16 protein-coding genes are annotated in these 15379 nt (G+C 58.3%); 5 read left to right on the top strand and 11 right to left on the bottom strand.

Annotation, left to right across the window (positions count from 1 at the left end):
* Window positions 1-247: 247 nt before the first annotated feature.
* Window positions 248-430: a hypothetical protein gene (locus QQJ84_RS00510; protein ID WP_284255924.1), complete on the top strand. Its 183-nt coding sequence runs from the start codon at window positions 248-250 to the stop codon at window positions 428-430.
* Window positions 430-1632, top strand: a complete 1203-nt coding sequence (locus QQJ84_RS00505) for a TniQ family protein (RefSeq protein ID WP_284255923.1) — start codon at window positions 430-432, stop codon at window positions 1630-1632. The genes QQJ84_RS00510 and QQJ84_RS00505 overlap by 1 nt, the downstream gene beginning before the upstream one ends.
* 17 nt (window positions 1633-1649) lie before the next feature.
* On the opposite strand, the gene QQJ84_RS00500 is transcribed toward QQJ84_RS00505, so the two are convergent.
* The 4 genes from QQJ84_RS00500 to QQJ84_RS00485 all read right to left on the bottom strand — a co-directional run bounded on the left by QQJ84_RS00500 (window position 1650) and on the right by QQJ84_RS00485 (window position 5025).
* Window positions 1650-2414, bottom strand: a complete 765-nt coding sequence (locus QQJ84_RS00500) for a hypothetical protein (RefSeq protein ID WP_284255922.1) — start codon at window positions 2412-2414, stop codon at window positions 1650-1652.
* A gap of 108 nt (window positions 2415-2522) precedes the next feature.
* On the bottom strand, window positions 2523-3473 hold the full coding sequence (locus tag QQJ84_RS00495) for a tyrosine-type recombinase/integrase (RefSeq protein ID WP_284255921.1): 951 nt from the start codon (window positions 3471-3473) through the stop codon (window positions 2523-2525).
* Between the two features lie 753 nt (window positions 3474-4226).
* On the bottom strand, window positions 4227-4592 hold the full coding sequence (locus QQJ84_RS00490) for a HepT-like ribonuclease domain-containing protein (RefSeq protein ID WP_284255920.1): 366 nt from the start codon (window positions 4590-4592) through the stop codon (window positions 4227-4229).
* Window positions 4582-5025, bottom strand: coding sequence for a nucleotidyltransferase family protein (locus QQJ84_RS00485; protein ID WP_284255918.1), 444 nt, complete (start codon window positions 5023-5025; stop codon window positions 4582-4584). Before QQJ84_RS00485 ends, QQJ84_RS00490 begins: the two co-directional genes overlap by 11 nt.
* A gap of 72 nt (window positions 5026-5097) precedes the next feature.
* Between QQJ84_RS00485 and QQJ84_RS00480 the strand changes: the two genes are divergently transcribed.
* Window positions 5098-5334 (top strand): helix-turn-helix domain-containing protein, encoded by a 237-nt coding sequence (locus QQJ84_RS00480; protein ID WP_284255917.1) that lies wholly within the window; start codon window positions 5098-5100, stop codon window positions 5332-5334.
* Here the strand turns inward: QQJ84_RS00480 and QQJ84_RS00475 are convergent.
* Together QQJ84_RS00475 and QQJ84_RS00470 are read right to left on the bottom strand one after the other, a co-directional pair.
* The gene (locus QQJ84_RS00475; protein WP_284255916.1) at window positions 5328-5642 is read right to left on the bottom strand and encodes a type II toxin-antitoxin system RelE/ParE family toxin; all 315 of its coding nucleotides are present in this window, start codon (window positions 5640-5642) and stop codon (window positions 5328-5330) included. The two genes, QQJ84_RS00480 and QQJ84_RS00475, sit on opposite strands and share 7 nt — an antisense overlap.
* Window positions 5626-5913, bottom strand: coding sequence for a type II toxin-antitoxin system Phd/YefM family antitoxin (locus QQJ84_RS00470; protein WP_284255915.1), 288 nt, complete (start codon window positions 5911-5913; stop codon window positions 5626-5628). Before QQJ84_RS00470 ends, QQJ84_RS00475 begins: the two co-directional genes overlap by 17 nt.
* A gap of 1121 nt (window positions 5914-7034) precedes the next feature.
* Between QQJ84_RS00470 and QQJ84_RS00465 the strand changes: the two genes are divergently transcribed.
* A complete protein-coding gene (locus tag QQJ84_RS00465) occupies window positions 7035-7727 on the top strand; it encodes a ParA family protein (RefSeq protein WP_284255914.1) in 693 nt (230 codons plus the stop codon).
* Complete coding sequence (locus QQJ84_RS00460; protein ID WP_284255913.1) at window positions 7720-8070, top strand: hypothetical protein; 351 nt, start codon at window positions 7720-7722, stop codon at window positions 8068-8070. The genes QQJ84_RS00465 and QQJ84_RS00460 overlap by 8 nt, the downstream gene beginning before the upstream one ends.
* A 565-nt stretch (window positions 8071-8635) precedes the next feature.
* Here the strand turns inward: QQJ84_RS00460 and QQJ84_RS00455 are convergent.
* From QQJ84_RS00455 to QQJ84_RS00435, 5 genes are all read right to left on the bottom strand, one after another.
* Entirely contained in the window at window positions 8636-9352 is a 717-nt protein-coding gene (locus QQJ84_RS00455; RefSeq protein WP_284255912.1) for a recombinase family protein, read from the bottom strand.
* The gene (locus tag QQJ84_RS00450; RefSeq protein ID WP_284255911.1) at window positions 9349-12276 is read right to left on the bottom strand and encodes a Tn3 family transposase; all 2928 of its coding nucleotides are present in this window, start codon (window positions 12274-12276) and stop codon (window positions 9349-9351) included. Before QQJ84_RS00450 ends, QQJ84_RS00455 begins: the two co-directional genes overlap by 4 nt.
* Before the next feature lie 670 nt (window positions 12277-12946).
* Window positions 12947-13927 (bottom strand): replication protein RepA, encoded by a 981-nt coding sequence (locus tag QQJ84_RS00445; protein ID WP_284255909.1) that lies wholly within the window; start codon window positions 13925-13927, stop codon window positions 12947-12949.
* Window positions 13928-14213: 286 nt separating this feature from the next.
* Window positions 14214-14537 (bottom strand): hypothetical protein, encoded by a 324-nt coding sequence (locus QQJ84_RS00440; RefSeq protein ID WP_284255908.1) that lies wholly within the window; start codon window positions 14535-14537, stop codon window positions 14214-14216.
* On the bottom strand, window positions 14530-14916 hold the full coding sequence (locus QQJ84_RS00435; protein WP_284255907.1) for a hypothetical protein: 387 nt from the start codon (window positions 14914-14916) through the stop codon (window positions 14530-14532). The genes QQJ84_RS00440 and QQJ84_RS00435 overlap by 8 nt, the downstream gene beginning before the upstream one ends.
* Between the last annotated feature and the right edge of the window lie 463 nt (window positions 14917-15379).

The raw sequence follows: 15379 nt of genomic DNA, 5'->3' as shown, positions 1-15379 counted from the left end.
ACCTACTCAAGGAACAACAAGGATCCACCACCAGCGGCGATCAAGACATACTTCCCTCCGACCGCCCCTTCTGAGCGCTAGCGCAGCGGCCCAGAGCCGTCAGACATCATGCCTGCCAATGCCCGAACAACCGCCACACCCACCTCGATGCATCGGCAAGGCAAAGCGTCGTCAACGAAATCAGAACAGCACCATTTAAACGCGATTCCCGAGCGCCGCTAACATACCACGCTGGCGGTTCGAGAATGTGGAATACGCAAGGCTCCTCGCCACGTTTGAGCAGTGCCTGCCATTGCGGCAGAAATCAAATCTGACCGAGCCCGCCCTGGCAGAACGAATTATGGTCCAGGCCGAGGGCCTGATCGGCGCCACCGCTGGCGTGCTGCGCCAGGCCGCTGTCGAAGCCCTGGCAAACCGATGGGATTTGTGATGGGTGCCGAGGCCTCCCGCCGCTCGGACATTCTCGGCCTGGAGCAAAACGCGGCTGCTTGGCTCCCCACGCATGATCCTGAAGCCAAGCTACAGATTCTGACATATCTCACGCGTGCCGCCGCTTCGGGACTGGATCCCATCGCCGCGCTGCAAGGCAACCTCGTGGCTTGGTTCGGCCAAATGGCTGGCGCCACTTTGCCGCCGGCGCAACATGCCGTTCTGGGCGCGGACTCGAGACGCCTGGCGAGCGAGCGGCTCGGAGCGCTACACCAGCCGAGCCTATGGCCATACCGGCCTAAACGCCTGCCAGGCGAGCTGTTCAGCTCTTGGCTATGGCGCTTGTCCGTCGCCAGCAGGGTGGCACCCGAAAAATTCGTGCGTAATGTCCCGGGCCTGCGCCTAACCGATATCGACCGCGACATCGCGCGGGCGACCCTTGATCGCCTTTCTCAGCGAACAGGCCAACCCACCAAACATCTGGCGGCCGGCGCAATAAATCCAGCATTTGAAGCGGAAGACGATGCCCATTCCGCGGCCGTTGAGTCGATGCTGCTACAAGACGGCAGATTTTTGTCGTTGCGCAATGGCGGCGCCTATCGCAACAAGCGCCTTTGTTGCCTCTTTTACTGTCCTCTCTGCCTTCGCGCCGACCAGACTCCCTATTTTCGGCGTCATTGGCGGTTCAATTTGAGTCTCGTCTGCACCGACCATGGCTGTCTGCTACATAACGCTTGTGAAAATTGCGCCGCACCGATTGACCTCATGGCGCAGCGGAGGGCGACGCGGCAACCGCATTGCGCGACGTGCGGCGAAAAGTTTTGCAATGCCAAAATCGTCAAGGCTGCCAATCTCAAACGTCAGCAGGAGAGGGTAGACGCGATGCTGCTGTATCTTGGCACCTGCATCCCACAGGCAGAGCGCAAAGTGCATATCGACACGTTGCTGGCGATCCGCCGGCCAATGCCCGGCGGTGTGATGCCCGTGAAGGTCCGCTATATTCCGGAGCTAAAGCCGCGTGATTTCTTGAAATGGTTCGGTGAACCGTTACGCCATGAGCACATCAGACCGCTGAGCTGGCTGGCGAAGGGTATCTCCTATGATTTGGTCATCAAAACCCGCAACGCGAGTGTCGAAGACAAGGGGCTGCGATGCCCGATCCGGGGTGAGGCTGGCAACGTCGGCACTTATTGGCTTGCCTGATGAACGAACCGGACGATCTATTCCACGAGCGGCAGCACAGCGAGCGAGAATTCCAGCTCGGGCCACCGCTCGCGCACCGCGGCTATGATGCGCCACGGCGTCCAGTCGGCAGCTACAAAGCGCAGAGCCAATGAAGCCTGCCCTTCTGCGGATGAACCAGGAGACTCCTGGTCTGTAATTTCCTCGACATGGCGCACGGGCCAGGTCGTACCCCAGTTCGCCCATAGCCAAGCCAGACTCTCCGGGTGATCCGGCCCGAGCGCCAGGATTTTCTGCGGCACAGGCGCCAGCGCATGCAGATCAAGCGGGCAAAGCCGCTGCGCCTCGATGGTCTGCATGCGGGCTTCCAGTAATTCCAGTGCTGTTCGCATCTGCCGCGCGGCCGTGCGCGCGCCTTGCGCTGAAATGCCCGCAGGGCGGAATGTTGCGCCATCGGCAGAGGGCGAGGGGGCGAGTAATTTATGGCTCCAATCTTCTTCCACGCGACCGTAATCCATCTGCCAGGGTATCCTGCCGGTCCCGGCAGCCGCTTGCCGAAACGCCGCCACTGCGTCCCGCGGCCCGGTAATCGTCAAGCGATGTGCCAGCCAATCCGGACTTGGCAGGCAGAGAATTTCTGTGGCGGCAAGCCCGCCGGGGGCAAGCGATCCGGGCGTGTTGGATGGCCCGTGCTGGGGCAGGTTTGTTGGCAAAGCCGGTGCCGCTGGCGCGGCGTCGCGCGGGGCAAACTCCTGATGGCCGTTGGCTTTGCGCAAATGCCCGAGGCGTTGCGGTCGGCCCATTGGCTTTTCTGGCACCGGCAAGGATCGGTTGGTGCCAGCGGGTTTTCCTTTCCGCCGGCCCCTCCTGGCTCTCCCCGAACGTTGATCGGAAATCTGAGTTGCCATCGCTCAGAGACCCAGTAGCCTGGCGGGACTGCCGGTGACGAGTTTGGCCCGGCGCACATACCCGCGCATCGTACGCAGGTCTTTTTGTCTTGTATGGTCCATAATCTCTTCGTCACGCGCGCCATTGACATAGGCTTGCGTAATAAACCCGGCGCGCAATCCGTGCGGGCTGAGCCGCTCGCCATTGGGCATCACCAGCCCGGCAATGGCCGCGCGCTTGGTGAGAATTTGCCGCACGGCATCGGCGTGCAGCGCTTGCAGGCCAATCCGCCCATGCCGGTCAATCGACCGGAATACCGGGCCACGTTGGCAATCGGAAATTCTCAACCAGGCTTCAAGGGCGCGGACGGGACAGGTATCCAGCGCCTCCCCGCGCGGAATGCCGATCGTGGCACCCTTGCGCGTTTGATCCCCCTTGGCGCGGGGAATCGTCAGACGCAGCCCATCATGGTCAAAATTGACGTGTTCGCGCTCGATCGCGACAAGCTCCGAACGTCGCAGCGCGCCGGCATAGCCGATCAGCAGCAGCGCCCGGTCGCGCAAACCGACGGGACCATAATCACAGGCTGCCAGCAACTCCCGAACTTCCGGCGTGGTGAGGGCCGCAGCTTGGCGCGGCACGCGACTATGATTGCGCCGGATACCCTGCAGCGTATTGCGGACCTTGGGATGTGCGCCCGGCCAGTCGGCGCCGGCGAGACGGTGCGCGCGGCTCATCGCGGCAAGCCGGCGGACCAGCGCGCTACGGGCATGACTGACGAAGAGGGATGCCAGATATGCCGCGACCGTCTCCGGCGCCGCGGGCAACGCCGGCCAGCCGGCGTCGCGGCACCAGGCACAGAAATGCGCCCAGTCGGATCGGTAGGCGCGCAGCGTGGCCGGACTTAGCGCCTGGCCGGCGAAATCGATCGCGGCGGCCAGTGCCGCTTGCGCGGCGGGCGACCCAGCTGGCATGGCGCCAGTGACAGCTGCGCCCTCCCCTTCCCTTCCTGGGGCCAATTTGAGCGCCGTGGCGGCTGGCGCTGCAGTGATCAGCGGTTCGGCTTGGGTCATGTCATCACGCGCAACCTATTGAGACTGGCTGACTCTGCCCTCAATTAAGGCAAAAGTCCATAGGACGTGATAACCCACAGTTATCGCGTGTCAGGATTTCCAAGGTTGGGGCAAAATCGCTTCCTTTATGGAACTGAGTTCTATATAAAGAGCCATGTTTCAGGCTTCAGGCGCCCAATTTGCCGCGCTCTTGGCCAGCGCAGATGTCAGCCAGGCCGCTTTCGCCCGCCTGGCCGGCGTCAGCCCGCGGCAGGTTAACAACTGGTGCCGGGATCGCGCCCGGGTCCCGCTCTGGGCGACGCTGCTGGCCGTTGTGCTCCAACAACACTCCCCGGAGACGCTGGTGACGAACGCAGAGAAGATGTTATGGCCCCCTGCCCTACCCAGACTCCCGAATACATAGTGCAGTTTTTAGGCGTCAATCACGTACAGAGTGCACTTCGCAGCGCACAATGCCCGCGCACTTACAAAGGGCTAACCGATTGATTTTCCTGGAGAGGCCGTGCAGTTTTCGAAGGAAGTCGACAAGAGCTGCCTTACGCTAGAAGTCAGTTCTATATGGAGCCCCCTACAGACGCCCTAGCACGGCGAATTCCTCGCCATCCCGGCCTCAGCAGACGTCAGCCAGGCCGCTTCACCGTTTGCTGAAACTACCTATTTTGGTGAAATTTGACCCTTGTCGAGCCGCAGCAGCGCCGCTTCGGCCGCATCCGCCATCAGCGGCAGATCGCCGGTCACGATTTCCCAGATCCTTGCGGGGTCAACCTGATCGTAGGCATGACGCAGGACGTTGCCAAAAGCCCTGACCGCCCGCCATGGCATGCCCGGCGCCAGTTGCTCAGCCTGCTGACCAAGCTTGGTCGCCGCCTCGCTGAGGCGCTCGAGACAGCGTTCAACCGCGTCGCGGGTGCGGCTATCCGCGTCAAACGCAACGCGATCCATGCCTTCAACATAGCTCTGAATCAGCCTGATATTATCCAGGATGTCCAGAAAGCGGATATCTGGCCGGCTAGAAGGCACGCAAACCTTCCCGTTCGATCACTTGCCTGAGCCGCGGCCGCAGAGCCGTCTCCTCGACCAGATCGACCTCGCAGCCAAGCAAAGCGCGCAAACGACCGCGCAGCGCCTCCAAGCGACCAAAATGATCAAAGCCGCCGGCAGAAAATCCCTTTCCGGGACGCACCGCCAAATCCACGTCCGAGCCAGCGGTCGCATCGTCGCGAGCCATTGAGCCAAACAAGGTCATCGTCTCGACGCCATCCGCCCGCAGCTCCGCCTCGTGCGCGCGCAGCACCTCTAGCAGTTCGGAACGGGTTCGCCTGTGACCGGTCATCAAAGCATTATATCCCATCGAAGGCGCTAAGGCGAGCGGGAGGCTCAGGATAGCCCTCGCACGATTCCAGCCAAATTGGGCAAAAGTCCATAGCACGTGATAAGGGGGATTATCACGCATAGATTGCCCTTCCGACAAAATCTAGGCGTTCGGATGGGTTTCTAAATGGAAGTGAATTCTATATAAAGACCCATGCGCACGCTCCAGCACACTGAATTCACCGCCATCCTGGCCGCAGCCGACGTCAGCCAGGCCGCTTTCGCCCGTCTGGCCGGCGTCACCGCCCGGCAGGTCAACAACTGGTGCCGCGGCCGCGCCGCCGTACCCCGCTGGGCCGCCCTGCTCGCCCTCGCCCTGCGCGAACTCTCCGCCGAGGCCCTCACCATCATGCTCGAGGAGGCGTTAACCGGCGAAATAAGCGCTTATTGAGCACCGACAGGCACAAAGGATTGGCGCGCGCCATGGCGAATATGGAGCACCCTGACAATCTGACCGCGCTCGTCAATCGCATAGATAATTCGGTAGATGTGAGGTTTTTCGCCATATAGCAGCTGCCGGAGATCACGATCCTCCGGTATCACAGCACCTCTCCCCGGGTGTTCATCGAGGCTTAAAATGACAGCTTCCAAGCCATTAAACCAAACATGCGCTTGCCCGGAATCTTCGGCGTTTATATCCCGATAGATACGCCTGAGATCTCGCCCCGCCCGTGCCGTCAGCTCAACGCGATATGCCATACTCTGCTCGTATCTCGTCAAGCACCTCATGCGCCGGGCGGCTTTGGCCGCTCCTGATATCCTCAAGTCCCTGCCGGATACCCTCGGCGGCGCTCGCTTGCGCTGCAAGGTCAAGTAAATGCTGATAGGCTTCGGCGTCCTGCACAACCGCAGCAGCTTTTCCGTTTACCGTCAGGATAACCGGACGTTTGGTTTCCTTGAGATGCTGCATAATTTCCGCCGAATGGTTGCGGAATGTGGTCATTGGTTGAATGTCTTTGGTAATGTCCATAGCATCGCTATTCCATACGATATTACCTAATTAGGTAATATTAATTGCCGTAGGTGGCAAGGAGTAATGTTGCCTGCTTGGTCGAACTGCCGAAAATCTTCCCGAACTCATTGCACCTGAAAAAGGTTAACCAATTGATTTTATTTAAGACTCATTGCTCTCGCCAAAGCCGATCGACGACCTTGACCCGTTGTCAGGCAAAAAGAAGGCGCCGCCGCAGCGCCGCCAAGTTTAGGGAGGAAGCGTCCAAAAATGCAGCAGAGCAAGCTCATGCCGCATTGCACCATTAACACATCAAACCTGACTAGACAAGGCAGTTCCCGTTGTGACCGTTCTTGCCGGCCTGCGGGCGGGCAGTACCGCCCAACAGCGCCCACGTGTGGGATTTACCTCAGCCATCAAATCACGGCGCCCCCTCCCCTCCCCCGGAAACCCAGTTTGAAATTCACAGCGTGCGAAAGCCGGCAAATTATGCCCAGGCTTTTTGACAAGTTGGGGCCGGACGTAAAGTCGATCCGAACGTGCCCATGAGGGCGCGCCGTGTGCGCTTTTTGTGCGCCAGAACGTGCTGTCGATTGTTATTAGCTGCGGTTTTTCGGTCAAAAAATGAGAAATGACGATATTGGATGGAATTACAATTGGGTGGCCATAAGGATATCGGGTATCTCTAAGGTATCGAGTATCTTCGGAACAAAGCCCCGGGGTCCGTCTCTTACATGTTTAGTCCCGCAGCTCGCTTTAGTTTATGCTGCCGGTTGCGGCTATGTTGCGGTTCTTTTTCGATAGGGTTGAAATCTTACCGAAAACCCAGATGTATCCTTGCCCCAGTTGAGTACGCACCAGGATATCTCACAGATATCGGATAGCTACGGGTTACAATAAAGATACCACACAGATACCCGGTATCGTATAGCTACTCACTACCCTCAAGTTAGTTCTTAGATATTCAGTACCCCAGCAGTATTGAGTATCCGGAGGGTATCTGGTACCACTTGACTACTCGATACCCCGTGGATATCCGATACTCTCAAGGTACTCGCTTCTTAGTGGATACCGGATATCTGTTGGTTACTAGGCGTCGCGAGGGCGATGCTATTCTCAGGAATCCCAGGGAGCTTAATATGCCGGTTATTGTGTTTGCCTCCAGCAAAGGAGGGGTGGGTAAGACCACTTCGGCTTTGTCGCTCGCCTTTGTCCTTGCGCATCACGGCGCCAAGACAACCCTCGTCGATGCTGACCCCAACGCACCGCTTGTCCGCTGGGCCGAACGATTTCCTGATGGTATTCCGCAAGGCCTGACGATCAAAGCCGGTCTGGGCTCAGAGGCCGCCGAGATTATCGATGCGTCAAGTGACCCGTTCACCGTGGTCGACCTTGAGGGGTCTAAAAACATCGAAGTCTCGGTTGGGCTCGGTCGTGCTGATCTTGCGCTGATCCCCATGAAGGGCTCGCAGCTTGACGCGGATGAGGCTGCTGCCGTTATCAAACTCATTAAGCGCCAGGAGATAGTTTTTCGGCGGCGTATTCCTTATCGCGTTTTCTTTTCTCAAACTTCGCCAGCAATCATGGATAAAGGCATGCGTGATATCTCCGCGCAGCTCCGTGACCAGGGCATTCCGATGCTCAGAACGGCTATGGTGGATCGCGCAGCCTTTAAAGCACCGTTTAGACTTGGGGGAAGTTTTTACGATTTGACCCAGGCAGACGTCCGGAATCCCGACGCTGCCATTCTCAATGCCGAAGAGTTCGCTACCGAAATTCGCGACTGTCTCGTCACTGAGGCGAACCTGGTAGGGGAGGGGGCAAATGCCTGATCACGCGAAACCCACTGTCCAACCAAGGGCCGGCGTCAAGATCGACTTTGGTGCTGCCATTGAAGCCGCGCCACCGCGGGCGAAGATCGACCAGATCACGACCAGAGCTGCCGTTGCTGATGCACGTGAAGCGGGTTTCTCGACCCGGGCCGATCCCGTTAAAATTGATGGCCGATCATTGAGGCGAACAGATCGGGTCGCACAAATGAACGTAAAATTGTCCCCATCGGTGCGCGACGCTTTCCAATCTGCTTTGATCGATTACATTCGGGGAGACAAGAAAAGAACGACTGAAGATTTCATCGAGTATCTTCTTAAACTGCATCAACAGCAGGGGCGCTAGAGATAGCGGATATCTAAAAGATACTGGGTACTGATATAGTACCCAGTATCTTTTAGAATCCGTGGCCGAATGTCTATGATTAACCCACAAACTGACACATCCAAAGCACGTTGAAATGTTTCCGGGGAACGTTGAAAGCCCTGGTGACAAAGCGTAGGGGCCCAAAGTAACGGAATGCCCCTTTTTTCGCAGAAGGGAACAAAAATCGGACTCTGTCAGGAAACAATTTTCCGTCCTTCTACGCCGTGAAACCCAGCGCAAAGCCATCGACATGCTGCGAGATGCGGATGACGGCAGAGATCTATCCGGCCTTGTACAGAGCCACTTGGACGGTTGGATTAAGAAGCAGACCAAGTAATTTCATAATTACAGAATTTTGTGAGGATAAAATTCTAGGTGGGACCGGGCGGGGCAGGGCAGGGGGCTATGGTTAATCCGTGACCGCTGGATGCACCACGACCACCCCAGAAATGATCTGGACCTACATTCAGCTCAAATGGCCCAGTTAGCCGGTCGACGCCGGAATGGCCACAATTTGGAACGTCTGGTGAACATTATTGGATGATCACGGGGCGGCGACGGCAGCATTGCTGACGATACGACTGATTGTTGCGCGATGAACGCGGAAGAGCCGGGCGACATCCGCGGCTGAGCGGCCTGCCATTAGCATGGCGCGCACTTCGGCTTGTTGCTGCGGTGAGAGCTTTGGTTGGCGTCCGCCGCGACGGCCCTGGGCTCGTGCTGAGCGCAAGCCGGCCTGGGTCCGTTCGCGCACCATGGCGCGTTCGAATTCGGCGAAGGCGCCGAGCATCTGCATCATCATGCGGCCAGAAGCTGTGGTGCTGTCTATGTTTTCAGTGAGCGATCGGAATCCGGCGCCGGCCTTCTCGACCTTGTCGAGGATGAGCAGCAGATCCTTGAGAGAGCGCGACAGCCGGTCGAGTTTCCAGACGGTGAGGACATCGCCGGGGCCGAGCCGGTCGAGTAGGCGATGGAGTTCCGGACGATCCCAGCAGCCGCCTGAGACGCGTTCGTCGTAGACGCGCTTGCAGCCGGCGGCTTCGAGGGCCTCGATCTGGGGAGCGGGATCCTGGTCTTCAGCTTTGGACACGCGCGCATAGCCGAGCAGCGTGGGAGATGCTGCATTTTTCTGTTGCTTTTGGGTTATATTTGGCAACAGCTTTATGCGACGGCTATCGCCTTGTTTTTCTTGGGGCGGTTGGGATGGCGCACAAACGATCGTTTGCGCGCGCCCCGGAAGTGGGGAAGTTTTCTTCGTCATGCGGCCATCGGCAGGTCAAGGTCGATACGCCGGCTGAAGTCGGCATCGAAGCGGCCATAGGGATTGATGTGGGCGTGAATAGCGGGCGTCAGGCCACGATGGTCCTCCGCCGTCATTCGCTTCAGCCACGCTGGTTCGGTCAACACCCGCTGCAGCATCAGCGTGTTCACATAGACCAGACAATTTTGCAGCAGATGAAGCGCCAGTACCGAGAGCTCCTGGTCCTCCAGGCGGTTGCTGGCCACTTCACCGCCCTTGCCGAAAAAGATGAAGCTATGCGTGCCGTTCCAGTTCTCGACTACGTTGAGGCCGGCGTTGATTTCGCGGCGCAGATCTTCCGAACCGATGTAACGACACAGAAAGATCGTCTTGATGACCTTGCCGAGTTCGGCCAGCGCGGCATAAGTCGGGTGCTGGACCGCGGCCCCCGCGAAGCGGCGCAGGATCGCTTCCGGGTCCGCCGTACGATACCGCAAGGCGGCGGTATATTTGATCATCTCGTCATACTGGCGTTCGATGAGCGCCCAATCGATTACCCGCGTCAGGATCGGTTCCAGGTTGCCGAGCAAGCCGCGCATCTCCGCTTCCGGCAGGTAGAGCTTCTGCCGCGCGATCCCCTTCAGTCGTGGCGAGAGTTCGAAGCCGAGCAGGTGGCAGAAGGCGAATGCGACCTCGCTCTGACCATGACTATCGACGTAGTGGCGCTGGATATCCATGTCGGTACAGTGGCGCAGCACGCCCTCGATCATAGCGCTGACCTCGGATGAGGAGCAGCGCTTAAGTTGTGAATAGATACATGTCGCCTGGCGCTCCATGTGCCAGTAGATCATGACCCCGCGCCCCTGATAGCGGACATGCCATTCGGCCATCAGGTTCTGGTCCCAAGCCCCGATCTTGGTCGAATCAGATGCGCAGGCGGAGCCCGCCTCACCCCAGATGCGCTCGTCGCGCATCGCCAGGATCGCATTGGTCACCAGCGCCGTCGCGCTGCGGAGGGCTTCCTTGTGGATGAAACGGCGACGGACATGCAGCAGTTCCGCATAGCTCGCATCATCGGTGCCCGCGCTGACCCGCTTAAGACCGGCATTGGTGCCCAGACCGTACAGGCATAGCACCAGGCGCTGACGCAGCGTGTCGGCGTCCAGAACGACGCGATCCCCCGAGGTACTAAATTCGTCGAGAAAGCCCGTTTGCCGGGCAGTCTCCATCAATACGTCGATCAGGTCCGTCATTGGCCAGCGCCGCTCGAGTTCTGCCTTGATCGCCTCCAAGTTCGGAGCCGCGGCGAGGGGTTCGAAGGGCGTGATCGAGATACGCTTCTTGCCGCGTCCCAGAATTCTGACCTTGGGATTGCGGGGGATCTTTGTGTTCAGCGTCCGCAAAGCCTCGGACATTTGGGCGCGAAGGCCGGCGACGACGGCACTGGCGTCCTGGCCGCGGCCGAGCTCTCGATAATAGTCGGCGCGCCGAGCCTCGAAATCCTGCGGCAGATCGTCATCGGGGTTGCGGTAACGATCCGCGCCCACCACCCAGATTTCTTTGCAACGCAGGCGCTCGCGAAGCGCCCTCAACACGCAGATCTCGTAATTGACGCGGTTGACCCGCAAGCCACCTGCCGGGTCTTTCTCCAGGATCAGGTCACGCCATTTGGACGGGACCACGCCGTCGAGCGGCACGCCATCTTCAGGGCGAATGATCCGGCGGTTGTCATCGCCGGTGCGGCGCAGCCAATCGATCGCGTCGAGCACCGGGCGGTGCACCGCATTGTTAGACCGGAATTCCAGCACCCCCAGCACGGCGGGCAGCATCCGGCGATAATGGCGCAGGTACGAGGCACGGAGCACCCCGTGGATCCGTCTCTCGAAACCGCCTGACGCTTTATGTTCGCGCACGATCGCCGCCAACACGTTCGCGCCGCCAGCTGCCGGAAACACAACGTCGCGCACCATGCCTTCAGGCTGTAGGCAGGCGGCCTCGGCAATCTTGACCAACAACCCTTCTTTGCCATGGACCCGCTCGATCTCGCCAGCGAGAGTCTTGATCACACGGTTTTTGGCTTGTCTGCCAACCTTATGAACGACCTCGACGAGCAGATCGACCAGCCCATCAGTGAGCTCGCGTTCGCGGTGGACCAGGAAGAGCGCGCATAAGGCGTGGCGGCGACCATCAGGATGCTGCCGCATTCGCCAGGCCGTCTCGTTCGCGACGCGGCGCCGGAGCACACGTCTGACCGGATCACCTCCATCCGGCATGGCCGAGGATGGCAGAGACAGTCCCTTCACGAAGGAAAGCCGCCGCGCCATGAGTAGAATATTGTCGAGATTGGGCTGGCCCGGGTCAGCCTTCAAGCTGGAAAAGCCGGTCACGCTATCATCATCGGCCAGTGCTGCGTCGAGCTGGCGTCGATGCTCCGCGGAAAGCGAGGCGGTGATCGCCCCCAGCAAATGGTCCTCGAAGGTGCGCCGGGCAGTGGCGATCAAGGAAACGAGCGTCTCTCCGACAGGAGCGACAACCCGCAGATTGACGAACCAGAGCAGCAGCCGCTCCTCCATATCGGCAATCGATAGCCCAAGCGGGCAGAGTTCGGCTCTGGCCCAGGCAGTAGCATCACGCAGATCCTGCCTTGCAGCGCGACGAAAACCAAGATGATCCAGGATCTCGGCACGATGACGACGGCCCGACCGACCGAGCCAGTCATAATCAGCCAGATCCGCAACCTTGGTCTCAGTCTGCTCGGCCAGATAGGCAATCGCGTCACCCGAAAGCGCTTCCGCATGCAGGACAAAGCGACCAATGCGCCGATACATCATGAGCTGGACCGCAAATCCCAGCCGCACGGACGGCAGCTTGGCCGCCAACATCGTTCCATCCTCAAAGCTGAGGCTCCATGATGCCGCCAGATCTGTCTCGCCACTACCAACCACAGCTCTTTCTCCCAACGAGCAGAACCTCCCACTATTCAACGCAACAATCAATTGCGGAGGCCGTGTTCATCAGACGTTCCAAATTTTGGCCATTCCGGCGCCGACCGGCTAACTGGGCCCAAATGCGCAAACGCAGATTGGCGATGGCGAGGTCACTGGTTTGGTTCGTGACGTCTAGCGCACCCAGCCATATAGAGTCCCCCATGTCGGCGCGACTCCTTGGTTTTCTTACTCAAGGCCCACATAGAGTCCCTTTTAGGCTCCCTTATCAACCTTTCTGGCGTCGAAATACGAAAAAAACAGCCAAATCTGCGCGACTCGGACGGAAAAGAAATTGTTCAGGTCGGCATTTTCGAGGGCTGGCCCATATAAAGTCCCTCAATCCCGAACTTATTGTTTAATCCCAGTGTGATAACCGCCGACTCTAACTCTTCGAGGCAGATCAGCGACGCGAGCCCCTCAACTCGTTGGGTCGTGATAGGGGGAAATTATGTGGTTGGCTTCCTCTCCACGGTTTGGAGGGGGACTCTATGTGGGCTGATCTCGTTGGTTTGGTGTAAGAGCGCGATATACGCAAGGGCGCGAACCTGAAGGCTCTAACGCTTTGATGAGAAGCTGATTCATGCAGCCGGTTAGCGCGCGATGCGCGTCAACTTCAGCCGATCAGAAACTAGAGGCTCGTAAGCTTTAAGCGGCCTGCCCGCGGGTGCACTTTAGGCACAGGGCTCTCGCTGGGATGAAGGATCAGCCCCTTCTCCGTGATATCGACATTGGCCTCTGGGTAGGCCGCCAGAGCCAGGTTCAACGGAGCCTTAATGCCCTGCACAAATACCCATTGCTTGGCGAAACCCGCGCCGAATTGCTGATAAAGGGCCGCCCAGGAGACCGGGGTTGGCTTGGTAAGGACGTGCAGGCGGTAGCTCAGGAAGACGTAGAGATCCAACGCCATCGACCGTCCGGACAGCTGCCGAATTGCCGCCTCACGAAGGGGGAGAGGGTGGTCTTTGAGCGATTGAAAGAAAGCGTCGTCCAACTCGACCGTGGGTTGCCAGAAACTTGGTTGATTGTCGGTTTCCGCATCGGGGATGAATGCGTTTTTGACGAATTGCCCCTTATTGACGAGCGTTCCACGGTTCCGCTTCGTGAAAAAAGTTAGGTTGCACATCGACAGACGTTGGCTTTGATCCTTCACGATCTGCCGGCTTTTTCCGCCCGGCGAGATCCCCATGCGCCCAAGAAAGGACTTCATGTTGGTGCCGAGCTCTACGACTTGAGAGTTATTGGCGATTGCCTCGCTGGAAAGGTAAATCAAAATTAGGCGGGCGATGCTGCCGTACGGAATGCCAACCGGCCGCTTATCCTGCCAGTGTCCGCTTTCGATCAGCAGGGTCACCTCGTTGTCTTGGCCACCGGCGCGTTCCCAAACCAGATCTTTGATGGATTTGTGGGGAAGCCCCGTCATGGCGAAACCACTGTGCAGCACATTGAGGTCGAAGCGGTCATCTCCCATGACTGCTTCTGCAGCTTCAAAACACTGACGTTCGAGCTTGCTGTCAGCCATCTTTTTGGCTTCCGCTGCACCGTAGGTCGAGATTAGTTGGTGAACCTCACCCAAGCACTTTCTCCATGAGCCTTTTTCTTCTTCATCCACACCACAAAAGTTGCTGAGAGTGCAACAGGGACTTTATGTTGAGGAACTATTTGAAGAAGTATTTGATTCTAGTATTAGTATGTAAAGGTAGAGTCCCTGTATAACGCGATTCTAGTGCGAGTCGGTCAACATAAAGTCCCTCGGTACCTATATAAAGTCCCGGTATATTTAGGGGAAAACTCCCAGCATTTTGTCCGCCCATGTAGAGTCCCAGGGGAAATGTGGATAACTTTTCGTTGCGCCTAATGGGGGCTTTTCCGAGTCGCAAAAAAGGATAAGTGGTTAGTCAGACTCGCGGCAACAGGTGGTTGGTGTGCCTCATGATATCGAGGTTAGCGTAAATGATCGCGGTGATCATCGGTGGCTGCTCAGAGCTGTACGCGAACCGATACCTATTGTGCAGCATCCAGCGTTGGCCAAGTGTGGCCAGTTCAGGTGCCGGCCGGGGTGCTGGAACGAAAAGGTGCCGACTGAGGTTTGCTGGTTCTATGGCAAAGTCGACTGCGGCGAATAGCCGCAGCAGAGCCAGATCATAGCCTTTGAGCGTATAATTCAGCTCAAGCGACCAGAACTGGCGCTCGGCATCTTCGGTTAGCTTCAGTTCAGGCATTATTTGTGGAAATAGTCAGCTTTTCGAGCGGTTTTGGCTTAAGATTGTTGTTGCCTGACAGCATAGCCCTGGCTTCGGCCAGGATATCTCCACCGGACCGGCCTTCATCACGCGCAGCCTGATCCTTGCTCCGGGCAAGTGAGGTCATCAGATCGTCGATGTGGATTGGCGGGACCGCTAGGGATTCGTCTTCCATGCCCACAATGTAGTCCGTCCTGATTTGGATGTGAAGGATAAAGCGCCCGCTGGAGGCTCTGTTATCCCGGGCACGGTTTCGTTCGTCGAACTCTCCCTTGAGACACACACTCAACATGGAGCCTCCGTTCAGTCCGATTGCCGCCGCGATCGGGCGCTCAGCGAATGAGGGGACGGAAACCATAAAGGACACATGACGGACGTACCGCTTACGACGAGTGAGGTGGTCCCAAAAGCTTGGACAGGAACTGGCCGGAGTTAAGATAGAATCCCGCCGGTTGATGATGTCTGGCTATGCGGCCAGTAGCCTAGTGTCCGGCCATATACACGGTGTTTTTGGCGTCGACGGTGCCTTTGCGCGCAATTTGGATCGACTTCGATTGTCGATTTTGGGCTTGGCCGGGCGATATTGTGACGCGACAGCCGGGATTGTAGGGAGAACGGTGTATTTGCCTGGAATGCGGGCAAGAGGGATCGCCCGGCGGACGCCGGTCATGCGATCGACGCGGCTGATTTTTGGCTAGGCCCTTTTGAGGCGGGCGAAGAGCGCGAGATTGTTGGCGACGACCGACGACCAGACATAGGACTTGAAGTGGTCGAGCCCGCGCCAGGTGCAGCGCGTCAGACCATAGGCGCGCTTGAGGCAC

Origin of the sequence: Acidocella aquatica, assembly GCF_030160635.1 — a bacterium.
Taxonomy (GTDB): domain Bacteria; phylum Pseudomonadota; class Alphaproteobacteria; order Acetobacterales; family Acetobacteraceae; genus Acidocella; species Acidocella aquatica.
Note: the sequence above shows the minus strand (reverse complement) of the source record. Positions and strands in the feature narration are given on the sequence as shown.